20 protein-coding genes are annotated in these 24,319 nt (G+C 75.8%); 10 read left to right on the top strand and 10 right to left on the bottom strand.

The genetic code is table 11. The features are described 5' to 3' along the window. Positions 1-39: 39 nt before the first annotated feature. Entirely contained in the window at positions 40-1,551 is a 1,512-nt protein-coding gene (locus AC230_RS14220; RefSeq protein WP_049716547.1) for an FAD-dependent monooxygenase, read from the top strand. A 107-nt stretch (positions 1,552-1,658) separates the two neighbouring features. Here the strand turns inward: AC230_RS14220 and AC230_RS14225 are convergent, their stop codons facing one another. The 3 genes from AC230_RS14225 to AC230_RS14235 form a co-directional block, all read right to left on the bottom strand. Beyond that, positions 1,659-3,281, bottom strand: coding sequence for a hypothetical protein (locus AC230_RS14225; protein ID WP_049716548.1), 1,623 nt, complete (start codon positions 3,279-3,281; stop codon positions 1,659-1,661). Then, positions 3,278-4,066 (bottom strand): ABC transporter ATP-binding protein, encoded by a 789-nt coding sequence (locus AC230_RS14230; RefSeq protein WP_049716549.1) that lies wholly within the window; start codon positions 4,064-4,066, stop codon positions 3,278-3,280. The genes AC230_RS14225 and AC230_RS14230 overlap by 4 nt, the downstream gene beginning before the upstream one ends. A 143-nt stretch (positions 4,067-4,209) precedes the next feature. Next, complete coding sequence (locus AC230_RS14235) at positions 4,210-4,887, bottom strand: bifunctional DNA primase/polymerase (protein ID WP_049716550.1); 678 nt, start codon at positions 4,885-4,887, stop codon at positions 4,210-4,212. Between the two features lie 316 nt (positions 4,888-5,203). Here AC230_RS14235 and AC230_RS14240 point away from each other — a divergent pair, with 316 nt between their 5' ends. The 4 genes from AC230_RS14240 to purU all read left to right on the top strand — a co-directional run bounded on the left by AC230_RS14240 (position 5,204) and on the right by purU (position 9,954). After that, positions 5,204-6,592: an NsdA family TPR-like regulatory protein gene (locus AC230_RS14240; RefSeq protein ID WP_049716551.1), complete on the top strand. Its 1,389-nt coding sequence runs from the start codon at positions 5,204-5,206 to the stop codon at positions 6,590-6,592. Positions 6,593-6,728: 136 nt separating this feature from the next. Beyond that, complete coding sequence (locus tag AC230_RS14245) at positions 6,729-8,510, top strand: hypothetical protein (protein ID WP_049716552.1); 1,782 nt, start codon at positions 6,729-6,731, stop codon at positions 8,508-8,510. Positions 8,511-8,591: 81 nt separating this feature from the next. Beyond that, the gene (locus tag AC230_RS14250) at positions 8,592-9,026 is read left to right on the top strand and encodes an SCO4402 family protein (protein WP_241833222.1); all 435 of its coding nucleotides are present in this window, start codon (positions 8,592-8,594) and stop codon (positions 9,024-9,026) included. Positions 9,027-9,078: 52 nt separating this feature from the next. Further along, on the top strand, positions 9,079-9,954 hold the full coding sequence (purU, locus tag AC230_RS14255; RefSeq protein ID WP_049716554.1) for a formyltetrahydrofolate deformylase: 876 nt from the start codon (positions 9,079-9,081) through the stop codon (positions 9,952-9,954). Between the two features lie 34 nt (positions 9,955-9,988). Here purU and AC230_RS14260 read toward each other — a convergent pair whose 3' ends face one another. Together AC230_RS14260 and AC230_RS32000 are read right to left on the bottom strand one after the other, a co-directional pair. Next, positions 9,989-11,047 (bottom strand): zf-HC2 domain-containing protein, encoded by a 1,059-nt coding sequence (locus AC230_RS14260; protein WP_049716555.1) that lies wholly within the window; start codon positions 11,045-11,047, stop codon positions 9,989-9,991. Beyond that, positions 11,044-11,598, bottom strand: coding sequence for a sigma-70 family RNA polymerase sigma factor (locus AC230_RS32000; RefSeq protein WP_107082135.1), 555 nt, complete (start codon positions 11,596-11,598; stop codon positions 11,044-11,046). The genes AC230_RS14260 and AC230_RS32000 overlap by 4 nt, the downstream gene beginning before the upstream one ends. 513 nt (positions 11,599-12,111) lie before the next feature. Here AC230_RS32000 and AC230_RS14270 point away from each other — a divergent pair. Next, positions 12,112-12,486 (top strand): STAS domain-containing protein, encoded by a 375-nt coding sequence (locus tag AC230_RS14270; protein WP_049716557.1) that lies wholly within the window; start codon positions 12,112-12,114, stop codon positions 12,484-12,486. A 25-nt stretch (positions 12,487-12,511) separates the two neighbouring features. Here AC230_RS14270 and AC230_RS14275 read toward each other — a convergent pair whose 3' ends face one another. Next, a complete protein-coding gene (locus AC230_RS14275; RefSeq protein ID WP_049716558.1) occupies positions 12,512-13,636 on the bottom strand; it encodes a sensor histidine kinase in 1,125 nt (374 codons plus the stop codon). Then, positions 13,633-14,307: a response regulator gene (locus AC230_RS14280; protein WP_049716559.1), complete on the bottom strand. Its 675-nt coding sequence runs from the start codon at positions 14,305-14,307 to the stop codon at positions 13,633-13,635. The genes AC230_RS14275 and AC230_RS14280 overlap by 4 nt, the downstream gene beginning before the upstream one ends. Before the next feature lie 178 nt (positions 14,308-14,485). On the opposite strand from AC230_RS14280, the gene AC230_RS14285 reads away from it, so the two are divergent. Then, complete coding sequence (locus AC230_RS14285) at positions 14,486-15,355, top strand: DUF4344 domain-containing metallopeptidase (RefSeq protein ID WP_157868575.1); 870 nt, start codon at positions 14,486-14,488, stop codon at positions 15,353-15,355. 70 nt (positions 15,356-15,425) lie between these two features. Here AC230_RS14285 and AC230_RS14290 read toward each other — a convergent pair whose 3' ends face one another. Together AC230_RS14290 and AC230_RS14295 are read right to left on the bottom strand one after the other, a co-directional pair. Then, positions 15,426-16,601, bottom strand: coding sequence for a tetratricopeptide repeat protein (locus tag AC230_RS14290; protein WP_049716994.1), 1,176 nt, complete (start codon positions 16,599-16,601; stop codon positions 15,426-15,428). A 98-nt stretch (positions 16,602-16,699) separates the two neighbouring features. Beyond that, positions 16,700-17,881: a winged helix DNA-binding domain-containing protein gene (locus tag AC230_RS14295; protein ID WP_049716561.1), complete on the bottom strand. Its 1,182-nt coding sequence runs from the start codon at positions 17,879-17,881 to the stop codon at positions 16,700-16,702. A 249-nt stretch (positions 17,882-18,130) separates the two neighbouring features. On the opposite strand from AC230_RS14295, the gene AC230_RS14300 reads away from it, so the two are divergent. The 3 genes from AC230_RS14300 (at position 18,131) to AC230_RS14310 (ending at position 23,286) form a co-directional block, all read left to right on the top strand. After that, on the top strand, positions 18,131-19,780 hold the full coding sequence (locus tag AC230_RS14300; RefSeq protein ID WP_049716562.1) for a serine/threonine-protein kinase: 1,650 nt from the start codon (positions 18,131-18,133) through the stop codon (positions 19,778-19,780). Between the two features lie 78 nt (positions 19,781-19,858). After that, complete coding sequence (locus AC230_RS14305) at positions 19,859-21,469, top strand: succinic semialdehyde dehydrogenase (RefSeq protein ID WP_049716563.1); 1,611 nt, start codon at positions 19,859-19,861, stop codon at positions 21,467-21,469. Positions 21,470-21,501: 32 nt separating this feature from the next. After that, on the top strand, positions 21,502-23,286 hold the full coding sequence (locus AC230_RS14310; RefSeq protein ID WP_049716564.1) for a GMC family oxidoreductase: 1,785 nt from the start codon (positions 21,502-21,504) through the stop codon (positions 23,284-23,286). A gap of 491 nt (positions 23,287-23,777) precedes the next feature. Here AC230_RS14310 and AC230_RS14315 read toward each other — a convergent pair whose 3' ends face one another. After that, positions 23,778-24,065, bottom strand: coding sequence for a chorismate mutase (locus tag AC230_RS14315; RefSeq protein ID WP_078871240.1), 288 nt, complete (start codon positions 24,063-24,065; stop codon positions 23,778-23,780). Between the last annotated feature and the right edge of the window lie 254 nt (positions 24,066-24,319).

Here is a 24,319-nt window from a genome sequence, read left to right on the forward strand (position 1 = left end):
GCCGTCGGAATCGAGCCTTGAGCCGCACAGGAGGCTGTCATGCCTGCCGTCACTCCCCACCCGCACGCCACAGATGTGATCGTCGTCGGGGCCGGGCCCACCGGTCTCCTCCTCGCCGGTGACCTGGCCGCCGCCGGCGTCCGCACGGTCCTGCTGGAGCGGCGCTCCCAGGAGTCCAACCTCACCCGGGCCTTCGCCGTCCACGCCCGCACCCTGGAGGCGCTCGACAGCCGCGGCCTCGCCGAACGGCTGCTGTCCACCGGGTACTTCGTGCACGACGTCCGGCTCCTCGGGCGCGCCGTGATCGACCTCGGCCGGTTGCCGTCCCGCTTCGCGGGCGTCCTGATGACCCCGCAGTACAACGTCGAGGGCCTCCTGGAGGAGCGCGCCGTCGCGGCCGGCGCCGAGCTGCGGCGCGGGGTGCGGTGCACCGGGCTGCGGCAGGACGCGGAGGGCGTCTCGGTGGACGTCACCGAGGCCCCGGCCGGTGAGGGGGCCGGGGGCGGCGCCGTCACCGGCACCCTGCGGGCCCGCTACGTCGTCGGCGCGGACGGGGTGCGCAGCACCGTGCGGCAGGCGATCGGGATGCCGTTCCCCGGGCGGGCCGTGCTGGACTCCGTGATGCTCGCGGACGTCCGCCTCGACGCCGTGCCGGGGGAGGTGCCGGCCTTCCGGGGCGGACGCGAGGGCTTCGCGTTCGTCGTCCCCTTCGGGGACGGCTGGTTCCGCGTCATCGCCTGGCGGCGGGGGACGGCGCTGCCGGCCGAAGCGCCCGTGGACATGGAGGAGTTGAAGGACGTCACCCGCGCCGTCTTCGGCACCGACTTCGGCATCCGGGACGCGCGGTGGACCTCGCGCTTCCACAGCGACGAGCGGCAGGTGCCCGCCTACCGGGACGGGCGCGTCCTCCTCGCCGGGGACGCCGCCCACGTCCACTCGCCGGCCGGCGGCCTCGGGATGAACGCGGGCCTCCAGGACGCGGCCAACCTCGGCTGGAAGCTGGCGGCGGTGCTCCGGGGGCGGGCGGATGACGCGCTGCTGGACAGCTACCACGCCGAGCGGCACCCCGTCGGCAGGCAGGTGCTGCGGGTCAGCGGGGCGATCGTGCGGGCGGTGCTGGCCGAGTCGCCCGTCGTGCGGGGCGTGCGGGGCGCGGGGGCCGCGGCGCTCCGCTTCACGCCCTCCCTGGTGGACCGGGCCGCCCTGACCGTCTCCGGGCTCTCGGTCGCCTACCCGGCGCCGCCGGGGGCGCATCCGCTCGTCGGGCGCCGGGCCCCCGACCTGCCGCTGGCGGAGGAGGGGCCGGGGCGGCCGGTGCGGCTCTACGAGGCGCTGCGGGCGGGGGAGTTCGTGCGCGTGGTGCCCCGGGGGGCGGACGCGGTGCGGGTGGCCGGGCCCGGGCTCCGGGTGGTGCGGGCCGACTCCTGCCGCACCATGCTGCTCGTCCGGCCGGACGGGTATGTGGGGGAGGCGGAGGAGGTTCCCGCGGCGTGGAGTGGGGGCGGGGTGGGGGCGGTGGCGGCTGCGGTGAGCGGGGCGCAGCCCGGCTGACGCCCCTCCCGCCCTTCCTCCCCCGGAGGGGCCGCCCCCGGTTCCCTGGGGGCTCCGCCCCTTCCCCCTCCCCCCGCACCGCGGCGAAGCCGCGTTCTCCGCGCGGGCTACGCCTTGCTCGCCGCCGCCAGGATCTCCGGCAGACGGGGCACCATGCGGTGGGCGGCCGCGTGGAGACCGATGCGGGCGGCGAGGGCGCCGTAGGCCGGGCCGAGCGGCAGGAGGATCCAGGAGAGGGAGGACGCGCCGGCGAGGTGGAGCCAGACCGTCAGACCGATCAGGGGCGCGCAGACCGCCGCACCCGCGAGCGCCCAGAGCAGGCCGAGCCACGCTATGCCCGTCTGGCTGGGGGCGACGTTCTTGAAGGCGTGGTCCTGCGGGACGGAGTAGGGCAGGAGGACGGAGGCCACGGCCCCCGTCCCGAGGAGACCGCCCAGCAGGGCCAGCATCAGCCCCAGCACCTCCGCGAACTCCCCCCAGGCGCCGGTGAGGAGGCCGAGGAGGGCGACCGCCAGCGTCAGATACGGGCCGGTGACCAGCGTCAACGCCAGGGCCCGGCCGCGCAGTTCGGCAAGGGCCTCGCGGCGGGAGCCGATCGTCTGGAGGACCATCCAGAACGCGGACCCGTCCTGCCCGAGCTGGTTGAACATCTGGCCGGTGACCATCGCGGCGGCGACGAACGCGAAGTACAGGCTGTGCCCGCCCTGGAGGACGTTGAACAGGGGCACCACCGCACCGATGGCCAGGGCGGATCCCCAGGACATCCTGGTCTTGGGGTCGCGCCGGGCGTACCGCAGCGACCGCTCCGCGGCCGTGCCCACCCGGCCCGCCGGCAGCAGCCGGGAGAGGCCGGTGCCCGACGGGCGCTCCCGGTCCCGCGTCGGCTCCGCCGCGGCCAGGGTGGAGGAGTCGGGCGAGACCATCACCTTCGTCAGCGTCCGCTGCCACCAGAACAGCAGGGCGGCCAGCACCCCGGCGGTCAGGGCGATTTCGGCGGAGGCCAGGCCGTACTCGCCGTCGCCCGCGGCCCGGACGGCGTCCAGCGCGGAGCCCGGCGGGATCCAGCGGGCCACGTCCGCCACGGGTTCGAGCTTCGCCAGGCCCGACTGGGAGAGCTTCTGCACGGCGAAGTTGACGACCTGGAGGCCCACACCGATCACCACGCCGCTGAGCAGGGCGAGATCGCGGCCCTTGCGGCTGGACAGCAGCCGTATGTTGGCCGTCGCCACGGCCCGGGCCAGGGCCACGCACACCAGCAGCGCCAGCGGCACCGCGAGCACCGCGACGGCCGCCGCCCCGGCCCCGTACGCCGTGGCGATCACCGAGCCGAGGAGGATCAGCACGGTGAACGCCGGGCCCATCCCTATCAGGGAGCTGATCAGCAGGGCCACGGCCAGCGGCGCCGGCCGCAGGGGCAGCATCGCGAGCCGGGCCGGGTTGAGTGTCTCGTCCCCGCCGGGGTGGAACAGCGGGGCGACCGCCCAGCCGAGGGCCAGCAGCACGGCCAGCGGCACGGTGAACGCCGCGGCGTGCGCGGTGCCGCGCAGGGCGCACAGACCGAGCAACTGGAGCGCGCCGAAGAGGGCGACGAGAACCAGGGAGACGATGTAGACGGCCTTGCGTTTGCTGGATTGGCGCAGCCCGTTGCGCAGCAGGGTGAGCTTGAGGCGGGCGAAGACCGGCGCCAGGGAGAGCGGGCCGGCGGACGGGACGGACGGCGCGGCGCTCATCGGGCACCCCCCAGCCAGTCGAGGGTCTGGCCCTCGGACAGCCCACGGGCGCCCACGAGTTCGAGGAAGGCGTCCTGGAGGGAGGGGGCTTCGCCGCGGACCTCCGCGACGGGCCCGTGCGCCCGGATGCGGCCGCCCGCCAGCACCGCGACCCAGGAGCACAGCGACTCCACCAGCTCCATGACGTGGCTGGAGAAGACGACCGTGGCACCGGAGGCGGTGTAACGCTCGAGAACCCGGCGGATCGTCTGGGCCGAGACCGGGTCCACCCCCTCGAACGGCTCGTCCAGGAAGAGGACTTCGGGGTTGTGCAGCAGCGCCGCGGCCAGGCCGATCTTCTTGCGCATGCCGGTGGAGTAGTCGACGACGAGCTTGTGCTGGGCGCCGGCGAGGTCGAGGACGTCGAGGAGCTGGGTGGCCCGCTGGTCCACCTCGGGACCGGGCAGCCCCCGCAGCCGCCCGGTGTACGCGAGGAGTTCACGGCCGGAGAGCCGCTCGAACAGCCGCAGGCCCTCGGGCAGGACACCGATGACCGCCTTGGCGGCGGCCGGGTCGGCCCAGACGTCGTGCCCGGCGATCTCCACCCGTCCCGCGTCGGGCCGCAGCAGACCGGTCACCATGGACAGGGTCGTCGTCTTGCCCGCGCCGTTGGGGCCGACGAGGCCGACGAACCGCCCGGCCGGTATCTCCAGATCGACGCCGGCCACGGCGACCTGCTCGCCGAACCGCTTCCACAGCCCTTCGATCCGCACGGCCGCGGATGTGGTGCCCAGTCCCACTGCCATCCCTCGTTCCTGCTGGTGCCTGAGGGCGGCAGGCCCCGCCCCCGGAACCAGCGTAGGTTCGGGCGGGGGCGGGCACAGGTGACAAACGTCAGGGATTCGCCGGGACCTCCCGGCCCGGGGCGGGGCGTCCCCGCCGCGCGCCCCTACCGTGCGCGGGCGTCCGCCGGCTGCCGCCCGCCGCACGCGTAGGCGAGGGCGCTGACCAGCTCCTCCGCGTCCGGCAGCCAGCGGTTGGCGGCGGTGGGCTGGCGCGCCCACTGGACGGCGCCGCGGTTGCCCACGCGGCTCGGCGGCGCCACCACGTAGTCGCCCTCGCCGCGGGCGACCAGGTCCAGCGAGGAGGGCCGCCAGCCCAGCTTGCGGGCCGCGTCGGCGACCTTGAGGGCGCCGCCCGGCAGCACGAAGAACAGCATCCGGCGGAACGGGGTGGAGGTGATCGGCCCCAGCTCGATGCCCATCCGCTCCATGCGGGCCAGCGCCAGGCAGCCGGCGGACTCCGAGACGTCCAGCGCGTCGAAGGTGCGGCCGGTCGGCAACAGGACCGAGGCGGTGGGGTGTTTCGCCCACATCCGGCGCGCGCCGGCCGCGCTTCCGGTGGCCTGCTCGGCCCAGTCCGGCCGGGCCGGATGGGCGCCCGGGGCGGGGCAGTCGGGCTCGCCGCACGAGCAGCGCTCCCGGCCGTCCACGGCCTCCAGCCAGGTGCCTGCGAAAACGTGCCAGTGCCGTTCCTCCGCATACCGAACGGCGGCGTCGAGCACGCGCTCACCGCGTTGTTGGGGAATGCGCGGGGTCCCTACTCCGATCGTCTCTTCCACGTTCATCACAACTCCCGCTGTCACCAAGGGTTACGGGCCCGGCGGGGGCCCGCCGCCCCCGCCGGTGAACTGCACACGGGGCGCACGGATGCATGTGCGGGGGCGCAGGGGCGGCTTCGCCCCGGTGAAGGGGTAGCCACTGCCAGGCGGAAGCCGGGCACAGCCGACGCATTCACGACCGCTCTGGCATCAATACGGGAAAGTCCCGCATTCTCAGGACATCAGGGGGGAAAGATCACAGAGGAAGGCGTCACCGGCCGGCTTGGCTTCTCCGCACTTCGCGAGGCAATTCGCGAACGCATAGCAGTCTCAGGGGGTACAGATGGCCGCACGGCCACTCGTCGCGCGGCAGCCGAACGAACGGCTGCAGGCGCTCATTCAGGAAGCCGGCTGCTCCAATGCCGGACTGGCACGCCGCGTCAACATGTGCGGCGCCGAGCACGGTCTCGATCTCCGTTACGACAAGACGTCGGTGGCCCGCTGGCTGCGCGGCCAGCAGCCGCGCGGCCGCGCCCCGGCCGTCATCGCCGAGGCGCTCGGCCGCAAGCTCGGCCGGACGGTCACCATCGACGAGATCGGCATGGCCAACGGAAAGAACCTCGCCTCGGGCGTGGGCCTGCAGTTCTCCCCGACCGTCATGGGGGCGATCGAGCAGGTCTGCGAGCTGTGGCGCAGCGACGTCGGCCGCCGGGACTTCCTCAGCGGCACGTCGGTCGCCTCGTCCGCGCTGGTCGAGCCCAGCCGCGACTGGCTGATCACCGGGGCCGACCCGCAGGTCGCGCGGAGCGCGGGCGCCCGGGTGGGCGTCTCCGACGTCGAGGCCGTCCGCTCGACGACGGACGCGCTCGTCGAGCTCGACCACCGGTACGGCAGCGGGCACGTGCGGCCCGTCGTCGTGCACTACCTCAACAGCGTCGTCTCCGGGCTGCTCGCCGGCTCGTACCGCGAGGCGGTCGGGCGGGAGCTGTTCGCGGCCGTCGCGCGGCTGACCGAACTGGCCGGCTACATGGCCGTCGACACCGGCCAGCCCGGTCTCGCCCAGCGGTACTACATCCAGGCCCTGCGGCTCGCCCAGGCCGCCGGCGACCGCGGGTACGGCGGGTACGTCCTGGCCGCCAGCATGAGCCACCTCGCCGCCTCCCTCGGCAACCCGCGCGAGATCGCCCAGCTCGCCAAGGCCGCCCAGGAGGGGGCGCGGGGGCAGGTCACCCCGCGGGTCGAGGCGATGTTCCACGCCGCCGAGGCGCGCGGGCACGCGCTGCTGGGCGACGCCCGGTCGTGCCAGACGGTGGCGGCCCGGGCCGTCGCCAAGCTCGAACAGGCCGACGGGGGAATGGATTCCGGTGACGACCCGCCGTGGATCCGGCACTTCGACCGGGCCTACCTGTCGGACGAACTGGCCCACTGCCACCGCGATCTGGGCCAGGCCGAACCGGCACGGCGGCACGCCGAGGACGCCCTCGCCCACCATCCGCAGGGCCGTGTCCGCCGCCGCGCGATCGGGCTGCTGGTGCTCGCCACCGCGCACCTCCAGCAGCGCGAGGTCGAGGAGGCCTGCGCGACCGGGACCCGGGCGCTGGAACTGCTGGGGACGCTGCGCTCCAACCGGGGCGCGGAGTACCTGGAGGACTTCCAGCAGCGGCTGCAGCCCTACCGCGACGAACCGGCGGTGCGGGACTTCGGGGTGAGGATGGAGATGCAGGCGGCGTAGGGGAGTCCGCCGCGCGGCCCCTCCGCGGTGCCGGGTGTGGGACCGGTCGCATCGCGGCCCGTCCCGCCCCCGGCACCGGGCCACCGGGTAGCGTGAGCCGCCGGTTCACGCTACCCGTACAGCCTGAGGAGTCCCGGTGACGCAGAGCGGACAGGGAAACGAGCCGCAGCTCCCTGCGGCCCCGCCCGCGCACGAGGGCGTCGTGCAGCCCTCCCGCCCCGCCCCGGCGGCCGGGCCCGCCGGCGAGCGGGTGCCGCCGCCGGGACAGCCCTGGGGCGGGCCGTGGGGCCCTCCGCCGGGGCCGGCCCGGCGCTCCCCGCTGCCGCCGGAGATGCCGCCGGGGGCGGCCGCGGGCGCGACTCCGCCGCCGTTCGGGCCGGGGGCGCCCGCGCCCGACTCCGAGGCGACGCAGTACCTGCCGCCCATGGGCGGCGCGCCGATGCCGGGCGCGCCGACGCCGCCCCCGCCGTACGCGCAGCCGCGCGGCGACGCCGGGGCGGACGCCGGCGCGGCCACGCAGTACCTCCCGCCGGTGCCGGCCGCCGCGCCGGACGCTTCCGCCGCGTCCGACGACGGCGGTGCCCCCCAGTACCTCGCGCCGTCCCCGCTCCCGCCGGCCCCGCCCGTCCCGCCCGCTCCGGCGGCTCCGCCCGGCGGCGCGCCCGACGGGGAGGCGACGCGGTACCTGCCGCCGGTCGGCGGCGGCGCGCGGGCCGGGGCCCACGCGGGCGGCGGCGACGCCGCCGCGGCGACCCAGTACCTGCCGCCGGTGCCGGGTGCGGGCGGCCCGCCGTCCGCCGGTGGCGGTGCACCGGCCGGTGCGCCCGACGACGCCGCGGCCACGCAGTACCTGCCGCCCGTCCGGGGCGAGGCCGCGCCCGCCGCGGGTGCGGGTGCCGACGCGGCGGCCACGCAGTACCTGCCCCCGGTCGGCGGCGGGGCGCGGGGGGCGGCCCCCGCGGGCGGTGCGGGTGACGAGGCGGCGACGCAGTACCTGCCGCCCGTGCCCGGGGCGGGCGGCCCGTCGGCCGGTGGCGGGCCCCACGGCGCGGCCGCCGCGCCGTACGCGCCGCCCGTCGCCGGGGCGGGGGCGGCCGCCGGGGAGCGGACGCCGCCGCGCGAGTTCGACACGCTGTTCCGGCAGAGCGCCGCCGCCGCGGGGACGGGCGCGCCCGGCGGGCCGCGCATACCCGCGGCGGGTGCGGCGTACGCGCCCGCCGCCCCGCCCGTTCCCGCCGCGCCGGGCGGGCGGGGGAGCGGGCGGGGCAGGAGCCTCGTCGTCATCGGGGCCGTCGTCGCCGGCTGTGCCGTCGCCGGGCTCGCGGCGGGAGCCCTGTTCTGGGGCAAGGACGACGGCGGGGACAAGGAACAGGAGCCCCGGAAGGCCGCCGCGGCCACGGCCGGGCCGAGCGCCCCGGCCACGCCGGGGCCCGCCGGGAGCAAGGAGCCGAAGCCCGCCGACCCGGCCGAGGGTCAGGCCAAGGCGCTGGACGCCCTCCTGAAGGACAGCGGCAGCAGCCGGGACTCCGTCATCCGGGCCGTGGACGCGACCCGGAACTGCAAGGACCTCGGCAGGTCCGCCGCCGATCTGCGCGACGCGGCGAAGGACCGCAACGGGCTCGTCGACCGGCTGCGGAAGACGGCCGTGGACAAGCTCCCCGGCCACGACGGCCTGACCGCGCAGCTGACCAGGGCGTGGCAGGCGTCCGCCGCCGCCGACAGCCACTACGCGGCCTGGGCCGACACCGTGGACGGCAAGCACGGCTGCCACAAGGGGCACGCCCGTCCCACCAAGGACGCCCTCGCCGGCGACCGCGCCAGCGGTGAGGCGACCGCGGCCAAGAAGCGGGCCGCCGAACTGTGGAACCCGATCGCGAAGAAGTACGGGCTGCCCCAGCGCCAGTGGACGCAGCTCTGAGACGGGAACGTACGATCGACTGCTGTGCAAGGTTCGGAGAAGTCTTCCCGCCGCGGCCGCCGCTCGACCACCATGGACGGCATGCCGCTGAATGACATGCCGTGGTGGCGCTGGCGGGCCAACGTCCGCTCGGCGCTGCACATGCTCGCGGACGAGGCCTTCCAGCGCGAGTGCTGGCTGGCCGGGCGCGAGGAGTACGGAGACGTGACGGACGCCGTCTACCGTCTGGTCGAGGACACCTGGCTGGACAACTGGTCGGCCGAGAAGTACGTCGGGACGGTCTTCCGCGACTCGGGCGAGGCCGCCCTGGTGGACACGGCGGTGCTGCGGGTGCTGAGGATCATGCACCAGGTCGGTGCCGACGCCCCCGTCTCGGCGTACCTGGAGCACCACGGCTGGCCCGAGGTCGTCCGCGCGGCCCGCGAGGCCCACGTACGGCTGGCGGCGGGGGACGGGGACGACCCGGACGTGCCGCCGCGGTCGCTGCCGGTGCTGGCGATGCTGACCAAGATCTGACCGGCGCCTCGTGGTCCGGAGGGGGGCCGCGGATGTGCGACGCTATTGGGCTATGAACGCCTCGCAGCCCCCCGCCCGGACCGACCAGTACGTCCTCACCCTCTCCTGCCCGGACAAGCAGGGCATCGTCCACGCGGTGTCCAGCTATCTCTTCATGACCGGCTGCAACATCGAGGACAGTCAGCAGTTCGGCGACGGCGACACCGGCCTGTTCTTCATGCGGGTGCACTTCAGCGCGGAGGCGCCCGTGTCGCTGGAGAAGCTGCGCGCCAGCTTCTCGGCCATCGGCGACTCGTTCCACATGGACTGGCAGATCCACCGGGCGGACGAGAAGATGCGGATCGTCCTGATGGTGTCCAAGTTCGGGCACTGCCTCAACGACCTGCTGTTCCGGTCGCGTATCGGGGCGCTGCCGGTCGAGATCGCGGCCGTGGTCTCCAACCACACGGACTTCGCCGAGCTGGTCGGCTCCTACGGGATCCCCTTCCATCACATTCCGGTGACGAAGGAGACGAAGGCGGAGGCGGAGGCGAAGCTCCTGGAGCTCGTCCGCTCCGAGAACGTCGAGCTGGTGGTGCTCGCCCGGTACATGCAGGTGCTCTCCGACCACCTCTGCAAGGAGCTGTCGGGACGGATCATCAACATCCACCACTCCTTCCTGCCGAGCTTCAAGGGCGCGAAGCCGTACCACCAGGCGCACGCGCGCGGCGTGAAGCTGATCGGTGCCACCGCGCACTATGTGACGGCCGACCTCGACGAGGGCCCGATCATCGAGCAGGAGGTCGAGCGGGTGGGGCACGAGGTCACGCCGGAGCAGCTGGTGGCCGTGGGGCGCGACGTGGAGTGCCAGGCGCTGGCCCGGGCGGTGAAGTGGCACAGCGAGCACCGCGTGCTCCTGAACGGCAGCCGCACGGTCGTCTTCGCCTGACGGCGGACCCGCCCCGCCTCTCCCGTCCCCGCGCTCACATCCGCGACAGCGACGCCGTCGCGAAGAGGACGTCGCGCACGGCCTCGCGGTCGCCGTCCTGGCCGGCGGCGGCTTCCTGGGGCGGCATGCGCCCGGCGGCGAGGCGGCAGAACTCGAGGCCGTCCAGGGCGACGTGGGCCACTTCGGTGCCCGGGGCGGCCTTGGCGGCGGGGGAGTCGAGGGAGATGTACCAGTGGCCGCCGCCGCTGCCCTCGATCTCCAGGTGGAGGGCGCGGCCGGGCGCGTCCGAGGCGGACAGGGCGTGCGCGGGCGGGGCGAGGCCCGCGCGGCGGCGGCCGGCGATCGCGCGGGGCAGCATCCGCGCCGCGAGGTCGATCATGCGGTGCAGGTGCGTGGGGGTCGGCGGCGTGTACGGATAGGCGACCGCGTCCGCCACGTCCTCCGCGTGCACCCAGCACTCGAAGGCGCGGTCCAGGAAGGCGTCCGGCAGGGGCAGGCTGAACCGGCCGTACTTCACGGTGCGTTCGGCCGTCGCCGCCTCGGCGAAGGAGGCGCCCCGTATCAGGGCGCGGCTCTGGTCGCGCCAGGCCGTGTGCGCCCCCGCCGGGTCGTCGTCGGACGGGACCGCGGGCGGCAGGCCCAGGTGGCCGGCGACCACCGCGTCCACCGCGGTCAGGTGGGTGACGACCGCGGCGACGCTGACCTCGCGCTCGGCCGGGGCGCGGCCGTCGAACCAGAGGAGCCGGACCGGGGCGCGCCAGTCCGCGTCCCCGATGTCGCGCAGGAGGGTGTCGAGGCGGGCCGTCTCGGCCTCGTAGGGCGCGGCCCAGCCGGGCACCGGGATCTTGGCGGGGCGCCGGCCGAGGCAGTGGGCGAGGACCCGGGAGCGCAGCCCGGGGTCGAGGTCGAGGCTCTCCTCGTGGTGCAGGAGGGAGACGGCGTCCCGCAGGCGGAGGGCCTCCTCGGCGCAGGCGGCGCAGTCGGTCAGGTGCTCCTCGACGGCGGCGGTCTCCTCGGGCGAGCAGGCGGCCAGCGCCCAGGCGCCGAGCAGGGACTTGAGGACCCGGTGCGGGCGGGCCGCGTGCGTGGTCATCGCGGGCCTCCGCCGACGGGCCGGCGCGGCCCCTGATGGGCGGTGGAGAGGAGCTGGAGCCCCAGCCGGAGCCGGCGGCGCGCCTCGTCCTCCGTGACGCCGAGGCCGGCGGCGGCCCTGCGGTAGTCGAGGCGGCGGGAGTAGGCGAGGTCGAGGGCCTCGCGCAGGGAGGCCGGCATGGAGGTGACGATGTAGTCGGCGCGGGCGGCGGCGGAGGCGGTGCGGACCCGCTCGTCGATCTCCTCGGGATCCGCCTCGCCGTCGCTCTCCGCCCGGCGCAGCCGGGCGACGGCCTGCCGGTGCGTGACGTCGGCGATCCAGGAGCGCAGCGGGCCCTCGCGCGGGTCGTACGCGTCGGGGTGCTCCCAGACGTAGCCGAAGACGTCGCGGGTGACGCGGTCGGCGGCCTCCTCGTCGTCGAGGACGCGGTGGGCGAGGCCGTGGACGAGGGAGGCGAAGCGGTCGTAGAGCTCGCCGAGCGCGGCGGCCTCGCCGTGCGCGAGCCGCTGCTGCATCCTGCGGTCCCATCGTGGTGGTGCGTCGTGCGTCATGCCGCCCTCCTCCCCGGGTGCTCCGCGCGGCCGGGGGTTTCCCGTGCCGCCGGGTGCTCCTGGCAATGTAACGGGCGGGTCCGACGGCGGGCGCCGCTTCGTACCGAATTCGGGGAAGATCCCGGGGAGATCGGGCAAGCGGCCCGCACCGGGCGGGCGGGGGTGCTATGACGGTCGGTCGCGCGGTCGCCGTACGCGGGGGCGCTTTGGGGGCCTACGTCACGATCCGGTCGATCGGTGTGGATCGGACATGCACGAATGTGCCGATGTGTTATGCGGGTGTGACCGGATCCCAGGGGAGGAACGGCCCGGGCGGGGCATAGGCTCAACGGCGGTGGTTTATGCCAGACGGCAATTCGCGACGGATCCGGGAGGAGAACCTCCGGATCCCCGGGAGACCGGGCGGCCGTCGCGCAGGGTACGCGCCGGCGGCCACACCGCGGAAGGGCTCAGTCCGGAAATGCGCCGGAAAGCGCGAAGGACCGGCGGACCGAGTGAGAAGGGCTCGAACGCGTGACGTTGAAGGTATGGGAGCGCGAGCAGGGGAACTGGGCCGTGCTCCAGGTCTGCGGCGAGATGGATCTGGTGACCTCGCCGGCGGTGCGCCAGCGGGTCCACGACGCGGTGGCGGACGGCCGGCGGAGTCTGGTGCTGGACCTCGGCGAGGTCCGCTTCTGCGACTCCAGCGGGGTCGGGGTGCTGATCGCGGCCCGTCGGCTGATGCGTTCCTGCCAGGGGCGGCTGCGGCTGATCCTGCCCGCGCAGGGCGCCGTCGAGGGCTCGCACGTCAACCGCGTCCTCGCGGCCCTCGGCGTCCGCCGGCTCTTCGAGGTCTACCCGGACCTGGCGAGCGCGACGGAGGAGGCGTCGGGGCCGCTCTCGGCGTGACGCCCCACCGGGGGTGACCCGCGCGTCACCGTCCCCCGGCACCGCGCGGCGGGAAGTCCGCCACCACCACGAACCCGCCGTCCTCCGTCGCGCCCGCGCGGAGGGTGCCGCCCAGGCTCTGGGCCCGTTCGCGGAGGCCCACGAGGCCGTGGCCGCCGCCGGGGAGGCCCGGGGCCGGGACGGCCGCGTCCGCCGGGCCGTTGCGGATCTCGACCCGCAGCCCGCCGTCCGGCTCGGTGACGCGCACCCGTACCTTCGCCCCCGGGGCGTGCTTGCGGACGTTGGTCAGGGCCTCCTGGACCGTGCGGAACGCCGCCCGCTCGACGGCCTCCGGCCGCTCGGCGTCCGGGTCGTACGCGTCCTCGTACGTCACGTCGAGCGCGCTGAGCTCCAGCAGCCGGGGCAGGTCGGCCAGCTTCGGCTGCGGGGTCAGCTCCTCGGTGTCGGCGCCCGCCGCGCGCAGGATGCCGACCATGTGGCGCAGCTCGTCCAGGGTCCGTACGGAGAGCTCGCGGATGGTGCGCGCGCCGGCGCGGGCCTCGGTGTCCTCGGTGCGCACCTGCACGGCCCCCGCCTGGAGGCTGATCAGGCTGACCTGGTGGGCGACCACGTCGTGCATCTCGCGGGCGAGCCGGGCCCGCTCGGTGGCCAGCACCTGGTCGGCCAGCAGCCGGTCCTCGCGCTCGCGGCTGCGGGTCAGTTCGTCGAGGCGTCCGGCCAGTTCGCGCCGGGTGCGGGAGAGCAGCCCCACGGCGATCGGGGCGGCCGCGATGACGACGGCGTTGACGGCGTCCAGGGCCAGCGCCCGGTGGTCGTGCACCGGGAGGCCGGAGACGGGGTACGGCAGGAAGTGCAGGACGGCGAACGCCGTGCCCGCGAGGGCGAGCACCCGGCGGTCCGGGGGGCGCACGGCGGCCACCGTGTAGAGCGCGATCAGCGGCGCGAACCAGACGTAGCCGATGAACATGCCCGCCAGGGTGACGGCGAACACGGTCAGCGGCAGCCGCCGCCGCCACACCAGGGCGGCCGCCGCCGCCAGCGCGAGCGCCAGGGGGAGTCCCGCGTCGACGCCGTTGACCAGGAAGGCGTCGGCCAGGGCCAGGGCCACGGGCGCGGCGACCGGCAGCCAGGCGGGCGGGCGGCGGGTCACCGCGGGTCGCCCCCGGGGCCGCCGGCCACGAGCCCGGCGCGGTCCGCGACGATCGCGGCCTGGACGCGGTTGAGGCCGCCGAGTTTGCCGAGGACCGCCCGGACGTGGTCCTTGACGGTGCTGGGGGCCAGCCCCATCCGCGCGGCGATCTGCGGGTTGGCCAGGCCGGCGCCCACGTGGGCCAGCACTTCCCGCTCGCGCGGGGTCAGGGCGCGGACCGCCTCGGCGGCGGCCGCCTCCGGGGAGGCGCCGCCGGAGGCGAGGTAGCCGCCGATCACCGTCCGCGTCACGCCCGGGTCCAGCACGCTGCCGCCCCCGGCCAGGGTCCGCACGGCCCGGACGAGCTGCTCGGGGTCGGTGTCCTTGAGCAGGAACCCCGCCGCCCCGCCGCTCAGCGCGGCGGAGAGGTACTCGTCCGCGTCGAAGGTCGTGAGCATGGCGACGACGGGCGGCCGGGGCAGGGCCCGCAGGGCGCGGAGCACGGTCAGCCCCGAGACGTCCGGCATCCGGACGTCCAGCAGGACGACGTCCGGGGCGGCGGCCAGGACGGTGTCCACGGCCCCGCCCCCGCCGCAGTCCGCGACGACCTCGATGTCCCCGGCCGTGCCCAGGATCATCCGCAGCCCCGACCTGACGAGCTGTTCGTCGTCCACCACCGCAACACGGATCACCGCCCGCTCCCTCATCCCTTCAACCCCGGGGACCTCAGGGGTACCCGGCACCTTCCAGCCTGCCGCACGGGCGGGGGACCCGCCCCACCGGCCGCGGGACGGCGGGAACCGGCACTCCTGCCGGGCGCCCACCGGGTGGATTTCCCTCCCTGACCTGCCGTCCGGCAGAGTGCAGTACATGCTGCACCATGCCGGACCGGGCCCCCGTACGCCGTCCCGCGCGCCCCGCGCCCGCGCGCCCCGCGCCCGCGCGCCCCGCGCCCGCGCGCCCCGCGCCCGCGCGCTCGCCGTGGCGACGGCGTGCGCCCTCCTGGTGACGGCCTGCGGCGGCTCGCGCGCGGGCGGGTCCGCGGGCGGGGGCCGGCTCACCGTCTCCTACGAGGCGGCGAAGGCGCGCGATGTGCGCGACCGCGACTTCCTGCGCGGGCGCCGGCTGGCGGAGCGGGTGGCGGACGACCTCAACAGGGCGCTCCGGCTGCCCCGCGACATCGCCGTCACCGGCCGTTCCTGCCCCGAGGGCGACTTCCCCGACTACGACCCGGAGACGGGCCGGGTCACCCTCTGCTACGGCTACGTGGGCGAGGTGCGGTCGATGTTCCAGGACGCCGAGGAGACGCGGGACGACGCCGGGGAACGCACCGCCGGCGTCGTCACCGAGACCCTCTACCACGAGCTCGCCCACGCCCTCATCCACCGGCTCGACCTGCGCTTCACCGGGCACGAGGAGGACGTGGCCGACCAGTTCGCGGCCTACCGGCTCATCCCCCGGGGCGCCGCGGGGCGCGCCGCGCTGCGGGCCGCCGCCGACAACTACGCCCAGTACGCCGCCGACAGCGACCCCTCGGACGACGACCCGAGCGACGAGCACGCCCCCGACGCCGCCCGCAGCGCCAACTACCTTTGTTATCTCTACGGTTCGGCGCCGGGCCGCGACAAGAAGCTGGTGGACGGCAAGCGCCTCACCAAGGACCGCGCCGAGCAGTGCGAGGACGAGTACGCCGCCCTGCGCCGCGGCTGGGACGCGCTGCTGGCGCCGCACGCGCGCTGAGGCGCGGACTCACGCGGGCCGTACGCCGGGAGGGAACCGCACCGAGGAACGCGTCCCCACTCCCACCCCCTCACCCCACCAGCCTCCGCGGTGGCACCGACGGCGCGGGCCCCAGCGTCGTCGTGCCCGGCGCCGCGCGGTGCCCGAGGCCCGTGCGGTACGCGTTCAGCGCCGCGTCCGTGCGGCCCGTGCGGCGCAGGAGGTCGCCGAGGAGGCGGCAGAGGTCGGCGAGGTCACCGGCGGCGCCGGTGCGTTCGAGCAGGGAGAGGGCGGCGCAGTAGTGCTCCTCGGCGGCCTCGTGGTCGCCCCGCTCCTCGGCCATCAGACCGAGCAGCCGGTGCGCGCCCCCCGCGTGCACGGCACCCCGTTCCGCGCCGAGGGCGGAGGGCGAGAGCAGCGGTGCCAGGAGCGAGGCCGCCTCGTCGGCCCGTCCGCGCCGCCGCAGGACGTCCGCCAGCTCCACCTCGACCTGCACGGTGAAGAGCGGGGCCTTCTTGGCGGCGAGCATCGCGCGGGCGGTGCGCAGTTCGCGCTCGGCGGCTGCCAGGTTGCCGTCCTGGGCGTGGACGTAGCCGCGCGTCCAGTGGCAGTGCGCCAGTTCGGTGCGGATGTCGAGCCGGCGGCACAGCTCCTCGGCGCGGGCCAGCGAGGCGTCCGCCTCGGCGAAGCGCCCCTCGGCGACGAGCGTGCGCGCGACGCCCCGGTGGGCGCCCGCGACCAGCACCGGATCGTCCACCTGTGCCGCCAGCCCCAGCGCCAACTCCGCGGCGCGCGCGGCCCGGGCGTGCGCTCCCATGTCCATGTACGGCGCGATGGCGGCCGTGTAGAGCAGCAGCAGGGCACCCGGGTCCGGCGGCCCCGAGGCGTTGAGTTCGTCGAGCGCGGTCTCCAGCAAATAGCAGGAGTAACGGAGTTCGCCGGCGAGCAGATGCGCCGTGGCCCGGCCGCGCAGCGCCGGGGCCCGGCGCGGCAGCGGCTCGTCCGCCAGCAGCAGCTCCGCCTCCGCGAAGTGGTCGCGCGCCTCGTCCAGTCGGCCGGATTCCAGCGCGCAGTCCCCCAGCCCCACGAGCGTGGCGGCCCGTTCGCCGACGAGCCCCGGCCCGGCCGCCTCGTCGCGGAGGGCCGCGAAGAGCGCGGCCGCGTCCTGTGCCGCCCCCGAGTTGAGCGTGCGCCGGGCCTCGGCCAGGCGTGCGGCGATGTCGGCCGGCCCGTGGGCCGGTATCGCATGGGTGCCGTTCCCGTCCACTTCCACCCCCCGGTTTCATGACGCCGTGATGCGCGCCGCGGGTTGCGTCCGCATACGTCACTCATGCCCAGAACGGGAGCTCCCCACAGCGTTCCGCCTCATTCCGCCAACGCGCGCTCCAGCGGCGTCCGGTACCGGGGCGTGACCCGCTGCCCGTCGAGCCACCCGGCCAGCCGTTCCGCCTCCGCCGCGACCGCCGCCTCCGCCTCGCGGCCCGCGTCGGCGAGCAGCCGCCACGCCACCTCGCCGTCGGCGCGCAGCGCCCAGCCGCCGACGACGCGGCCGTTCCACCACACCGTGGGGCCCGCGTTGCCCGCGCGGTCGAAGAGCGCGGGGACGAGGGCGGGGTCCAGGTACCAGTCGCGCCGGCGCCAGCCCATCGTGGTCGGGTCGAGGCCCGGCAGCAGGGCCGCCCACGGGGCGGAGTCGTCGCGGCGGTCGAGGTCCTCGGGCAGCGCCCGGCCCTCACCGGCCGTCAGCTCCACGGGCACGGCGCCGGCGTCGGCGAGCGCGGTGCGGACGTCGCCGAGCGACCAGCCCGTCCACCACTTGAGGTCCGCCTCGGTGCCGGGGCCGAAGGACGCCAGCCAGCGGCGGGCCACCTCGGCCTTCGCCCGCCGCACGGGCACCTCGGGGAGCGGCGCCACGGCCGCCCAGGCGAACATGCTGCTCGTCCACGAACCGCGCGGCCGGGCCCGGCGGATGTGCCCGTCGGAGGCGAGCTGCCGCAGCACCCGGCTGCCGACGCTCTGCCGGGCCGCGTACGGCTTGTCCGGCGAGGTCACGATCGACTCGCGCAGGGCGGGGACGTCCTTGTTGAGCTCGGCGGTCGTGGCCTCGCCCCGGGCGGCGAGCGCGGCGAGGGCGGCGCGTTCGGTCTCGGCGAGGCGCTCCTCGTCCCAGTGCACGCCCCCTTCGCCGTGCTCCGTCAGGTGCCTGAGCAGGATCCGGCGCTCCCGCTCGGCGACGGCCCGGGCCGTGGACGCGTCGACGTACGGGGCGAGTTCCGTGGTCACCGCGAAGAGGGTGCGCCGCATCGAGAGCAGCTTGACCAGCGTGACGTCCTCGTACAGCGCCCGGTCCACGGCCTGTGCCGACGGTTCCGCGAGCCGGGCGCAGACGGACAGGTACACCGTGGCCGGGTCCGTCGCGTGCAGCGCCACCAGCGCATGGGCGACCTCCTCGGCGGTGCGGGCCCGGTGGGCGGGGGAGAGGAGGTGGCTCCGGCCGAGACGGGCGCGGCGGGTGGCGTCGGTGATGCGGGGGAGGCGGCTGCTCATGGCGGGGAGCGTAGGCGGGATGTAGGCCGGATCCTGTCCTACAAGCCGGGTCCTGTCCTATAACCGGTGCCTGTCCATGAGCGGTCCGCCGCCGGTCTCCATGAGCGGTCCGCCGCCGGTCCCGGGAGCAGTCCCGTGCGCAGTCCCCTGAGCACCTGTGAGCAGTCCCGTGCCGGTCCCGCCGGCCGGTCTCCGGCCCGCCCGACGAGGGGCGCACCGCCCTTCCGGCCGGTGGGGCAAGATGTGCCCATGGGGAGTTTCGCTGCACACGACGGCGTGATCGCGGGGCGCTATCGGCTGGGGCGGCGGATCGGGCGCGGTGGCATGGGCACGGTCTGGCGGGCCACCGACGAGCTGCTGGGCCGCGAGGTGGCGGTCAAGGAACTGCACCCGGACGACGCGTCGTCCGCCGGCGCCGCGCAGTCCTCCCACGACCGCACCCTGCGCGAGGCCCGCACGGTCGCGCTGATCAAGCACCCCAACGTCATCGTGCTGCACGACATCGTCGAGCAGGACGGCCGTCCCTGGATCGTCATGGAGCTGGTGGACGGCCGTTCGCTGTCCGACCGGCTGGCGGCGGACGGCCCGGTGGACCCCCGCGAGGCGGCCCGCATCGGGCTGGCCATGCTGGGCGCGCTGCGCGCCGCCCACGCGCGCGGCGTCCTGCACCGCGACATCAAGCCGCCCAACGTGCTGCTGGAGGCCGGCACGGGCCGGGTCGTGCTCACCGACTTCGGCATCGCCCAGGTCTCCGGCGCCACGACCATCACCGAGGCCGGGGCGTTCGTCGGCTCGCCCGAGTACACCGCCCCCGAGCGGATGGCCGGCGGGCGGGCCGGCCCGGCGTCGGACCTGTGGTCGCTCGGCGTGCTGCTGTGCACCGCGCTCAGCGGCGCCTCGCCGTTCCACCGGGACTCGCTGGGCGGCATCCTGCACGCCGTCGTCTACGACGAGATCCGCCCGCCCGAGGCGGCGGGCCCGCTGCTGCCGGTCGTCCGGGGGCTGCTGGAGCGGGACCCGGCCCGCCGGATGGGGACGGATGAGGCGGAACGGCTGCTGCGCGCGTTCCTGGAGACCGGACGCGTCCCGCCCGCCGCCGTCCACTACACGCCGACGCAGCGGGGGATCCCCACTCCCGCGGGTCTCCCCGCGCCGGTGCCCGCCGTGCCGCCGCCGGCCCCGCCCGCGGCGCGTCCCCGCTCCGCCCGGGTGCGCACCGCCCTGCTGGGCGGCGTCGCCCTGGTCACCCTCGCCGGGCTCGGCGCCGGGGTGACGGCGCTGCTGATGCTCCGGGACGAGGCCGAGGAGGGCCGGGACGACCGGCCCGTGCCCCGGGTGACGCGCACCGTGACCCGTACGCCCGCCTCCCCGCACACCTCCGCCACCTCCGCGCTGCCCACGGCCACCGCGAGCCCGCCGCCCGCCGCGGCCGACGTCGAGGCCCCGCCGGGCTACCGGGCCGTCCAGGACCCGGCGGGCTTCGCCATGGCCGTCCCCGAGGGCTTCACCCGCTCCTTCGAACCGCCGCGTGTCTTCTACTACTCGCCCGGCAGGGAGTTCCGCATCGGCGTGCTGATCCAGGACCCCAAGGACGGCGGCCCGCTCGGCGTCATGCGCGAGTCCGCCGCCCAGGCGCCGGACCGCTACCCCGGCTACCGCGACGGCCGCGTCGCCCGCACGACCCGCAAGGGGAACGAGGCGGCCTCCTGGGAGTTCACCTGGAACGGCTTCGAGGACTCGGCGGGCCCCCGGCACACCCTCGACCTCGCCTGGAACGAGGGCGAGAAGATGTACGACGTGTGGGTCTCCGCGCCGGACGCCAAGTCGGCCGAGGGGAAACGCCATTTCGACACCGCGCTGGACACCTTCGTCCGTACCCGGCCCTTCTCCGGGCAGTGACGGCACGGCCAACCGCCCGGCGGCAAAAGGCTACTTGCGGGTATCCAAAGGTCGCGCGGACGCCCTACGCTCGCCCCCATGACCGACTCCAAGGACGCCGCACCGGCCGGCGGAAACCCGGTGGCGGCGGCGACGGACACCCGCACGGCGGCGGACGTCGTCACCCCCGCCCTCGTCGCCCGCCTCACCCGGGGCGTGACCGGATCCGGCGAGACCGCCGGCCACACCCCCTTCACCGGCGAGGTCCTCGCCCGTCTCCCCGAGTCCTCCGCCGAGGACGTCGGGGCGGCCTTCGCCCGGGCGCGCGAGGCGGGACGGCGCTGGGCGCGCGTGCCCGCACGGGAGCGCGCCCGGGTGCTGCTGCGCTTCCACGACCTGCTGCTCGACCGCCAGTCCGAGGTGCTGGACCTGATCCAGCTGGAGACCGGCAAGGCCCGGCTGCACGCCCACGAGGAGGTGCAGGCGGTCGCCGTCGTGGCCCGCTTCCTCGGCCGCTCCGCCCCGCGGCTGCTGCGCCCGAGGGCGCACACCGGGGTGCTCCCCGTCCTGACGAAGGTCACCGAACTCCGCGTCCCGCACGGCGTGGTGGGGCACATCGCCCCCTGGAACTACCCGCTGGAGCTGTCCGCCGGTGACGCCCTCCCGGCGTTCGCCGCCGGCAACGCCGTCGTGATGAAGCCCGACACCGAGACCGCGCTCACCGCCCTGTGGGCCCGCGAGCTGCTCGTCGGGGCGGGCCTCCCCGAGGACGTCTGGCAGGTCGTCCTCGGCGAGGGGCCCGTCGTCGGACCGGAGGTCGTCGCCCGCGCCGACTACGTCACCTTCACCGGCTCCACCCGCACCGGCCGCGAGGTCGCCCGCGCCGCCGCCGGCCGGCTCGTCGGCTCCTCGCTCGAACTCGGCGGCAAGAACGCCATGCTGGTCCTCCACGATGCCGATCTCGACAAGGCCGCCGCCGGGGCCGTCCGCGCCTGCTTCTCCTCCGCCGGCCAGCTGTGCATCTCCATCGAGCGGCTCTACGTCCACGCGTCCGTCGCCGACCGCTTCCTCGAACGCTTCGCGGCCCGCACCCGCGCGATACGGCTCGGCCGCTCCCTCTCCTACGGCGCGGACATGGGATCGCTCGCCTCCGCGCGGCAGTTGGAGACCGTCGTCCGGCACGTCGGAGAAGCCGTGGCCAAGGGCGCCACCGTCGTGGCGGGCGGCCGGGCGCGGCCGGACGTCGGCCCGTTCTTCCACGAACCGACGATCCTGGAAGGCGTCGAGCCGCCCATGGCGGTCTGCACGGAGGAGACCTTCGGGCCCGTCGTCTCCGTCTACCGCTTCGACGACGAGGCCGAGGCCGTCGAACGCGCCAACGCCACGCCCTACGGCCTCAACGCGAGCGTCTGGACCCGCGACGGCCGGCGCGGCCGAGCCCTCGCCGCGGCGCTGCGGGCGGGGACGGTCAACGTCAACGAGGGGTACGCGGCGGCGTACGGGAGCGCGCACGCGCCGATGGGGGGCGTGGGGGACTCGGGGCTCGGGCGCCGGCACGGTGCCGAGGGCCTGCTCAAGTACACCGAGGCCCGGACGGTCGCACAGCAGCGGCTGGTGCCGCTGGGGCCGTCCTTCGGCCTGGACGACGCGGCGTACGCGCGTGTCATGACCGCCGGGCTGCGCGCCCTCAAGTCCCTGCGCGTGCGCTGAGCCTGTCCGTCCACCCGCACACGGAGGCACCTGTGGCAGCAGAGTTCGACTACGACGTCCTCGTCATAGGCTCCGGCTTCGGCGGCGCCGTGGCCGCCCTCCGGCTCACCGAGAAGGGCTACCGCGTCGGCGTCCTGGAAGCCGGCCGCCGCTTCACCCGCGACACCCTCCCGAGAACCTCCTGGGACCTGCGCAACTACCTCTGGGCGCCGGCCCTGGGCCTCTACGGGATCCAGCGCATCCACCTCCTCGGCCACGTCATGGTGCTGGCGGGGGCCGGGGTCGGCGGCGGTTCGCTCAACTACGCCAACACCCTCTACGAACCACCGCGTTCGTACTTCGAGGACCCGCAGTGGGCGGACATCACCGACTGGCGCGCGGAACTGGAGCCGTACTACGGGCAGGCCCGGCGCATGCTCGGCGTGCGCCTCAACCCGACGACGACGCCGGCGGACCTCCACCTGAAGGCGGCGGCCGACCGCATGGGCTACGGGCACACCTACCATCCGGCCCCCGTCGGCGTCTTCTTCGGCGACGGCCGGGACGCGGCCGGGGACGGGGCCGGGGACGGTCCGCGCGCGGCCCCCGGCACGGAGGTGCCCGACCCGTACTTCGGCGGCGCCGGCCCGTCCCGCACCGCCTGCACCGAGTGCGGCGAGTGCATGACCGGCTGCCGGCACGGCGCGAAGAACACCCTCAACGAGAACTACCTGTACCTCGCCGAACGGGCCGGCGCGGTGATCCACCCGCTCACCAAGGCCGTCGCCGTGACCGAACTCCCCGGCGGGGGCTGCCGGGTGGTCACCGTCCCCACCGACCGGCCCCGCGCCCGCCCCCGCCCGCTGCGGGCGCGGCACGTCGTCCTCGCCGCCGGCACGTACGGCACGCAGACGCTGCTGCACACGATGAGGGACCGGGGCCTGCTGCCCCGGATCTCCGGCCGCCTCGGCCACCTCACCCGCACCAACTCCGAGGCGCTGGTGGGGGCCCAGACCGACGGGCGCCGCTACCGCAGGGCGCACGGCGCCGCCCCGGACTTCACCCGCGGCGTGGCGATCACGTCCTCCGTCCACCCCAACGCGGACACCCACATCGAGCCCGTGCGCTACGGCAAGGGCTCCAACGCGATGGGGCTGCTGACGATCCCGCCGGTCCCGTTCGGCACCCGGGCGCCGCGTGCGCTCGCCTTCGCGGCGGCGTGCGCCCGCCATCCGGTGGTGCTGCTGCGGTCGTTGTCCAAGCGCCGCTGGTCCGAGCGGACGATCATCGGGCTGGTGATGCAGTCCGTCGACAACTCCCTGACGACGTACCGCCGCAGGAGGGGGCCGGGCAAGGGGCTGCTCACCGCCCGGCAGGGGCACGGGGCGCCCAATCCGGTGCAGCTGCGCGAGGCGTCGGAGGCCGCGGCCCGGCTCGCCGAGGAGATCAACGGCTTTCCGGGCAGCAACGTGGGCGAGTTGACGGGCAACCCCCTCACCGCGCACTTCCTCGGCGGATGCCCGATCGGCTCCGGCCCGGACCGCGGGGTCATCGATCCGTACCACCGCCTCTACGGCCATCCGTCCCTCTCCGTCGTCGACGGCTCCGCCGTCACCGCGAACCTCGGCGTCAACCCGTCCCTGACGATCACGGCGCAGGCCGAGCGCGCGATGTCCTTCTGGCCCAACAAGGGCGAACCGGACCCGCGTCCGGCCCAGGGGAGCCCCTACGTCCGCACGGCGCCCGTGGCGCCGCGCCGGCCGGCCGTGCCGCACGGTGCGTTCGGGGAGCTGCGGTTGCCGCTCCTGCCGGTGCCGCCGGTGCCGCCGGCGTCCTGAACGCGGCGTCCTGAACGCCCGGGAGGGCGCACGGCGAAGGGCCCCGGACCGTCTACGCGGGGGCGTGCGGACGGCCGCGGGGCCCTTGACTGCCGGCACCGGGATCAGGGCGGTCCGGTGCCGCGGAGCGGCGCCGGGGGGAGCGCCGCGGGTCAGGTGGTCCGACCAATGGCGGTACGGAGCCGGTGCGTTGGTGTCCTCTTCGCATCGTGGGGCATGACCCCCGCCGGGCGCAACCGCCCGCCGCGGACGCGGCCGGTCCCGGGCGTCCCCGGGACCGGCCGGCCCGACGGGCGGCCGGGCTGCTGTCCCCTGCCGGCCGGCCGCCCGCCACCGGAGCGAGGTCCCACGACGCGCGCCTTCGGCGTCTCGCACTCCGGTGGCCCGCGGGGCAACGACTCCAACGAAGGCGGCCGAGAGGCGGTCACGCGCCGTACGGGTGACGGGGCGGGCGCCGGGTTCCCGCCCGCGTCCCCGCCCGCGGCGCGGGGTCAGACGCGGCCCCGGCACAGGTCCAGCAGCGTCATCGCCAGCACCGTGCCGTTCTTGCCGAGCTGGTCGCTGTAGTGGGTGAGGATCTCCATCTCGCGGGAGAGGTTGACGCGGCGGCCGCCGGAGGCGATGCGGGCGCGCTGGATCTGTTCGGAGACGGCGATCCGTTCCTGGACGAGGCCGATGATGCGGCCGTCGAGGTCGTCGATGCGCTCGCGGGCGCCGGCGATCAGGCGGGCGGCCTCGTCGGTGCGGGCGCCGGTGTCGGTGGTGGTCGTCGTGGCCATGGTGGGTGTTCTCCTCGGGGCTGCCGGGCCCCGGTGCCGCCGCCCGCCCGGAGGGTGCACGCACGAGCGCCCCGGGCCTTGGCCGGCCCGGGGCGCTCGTGGAAGTCGCTGTTCTATCGCTGAGCAGCACGACCATGGCAGCCGGACGGGCCGGTGCCATAGGTAAAGACGAAGGTCGAGTGCTCGCGCATGGCGGACAGTATGGCCCCGGAGCGGGCCCGGGGCCAACCGCATTCGGATGGTGAGACAAAAGC

Origin of the sequence: Streptomyces caatingaensis (genome assembly GCF_001187435.1) — a bacterium.
Lineage (GTDB): Bacteria > Actinomycetota > Actinomycetes > Streptomycetales > Streptomycetaceae > Streptomyces > Streptomyces caatingaensis.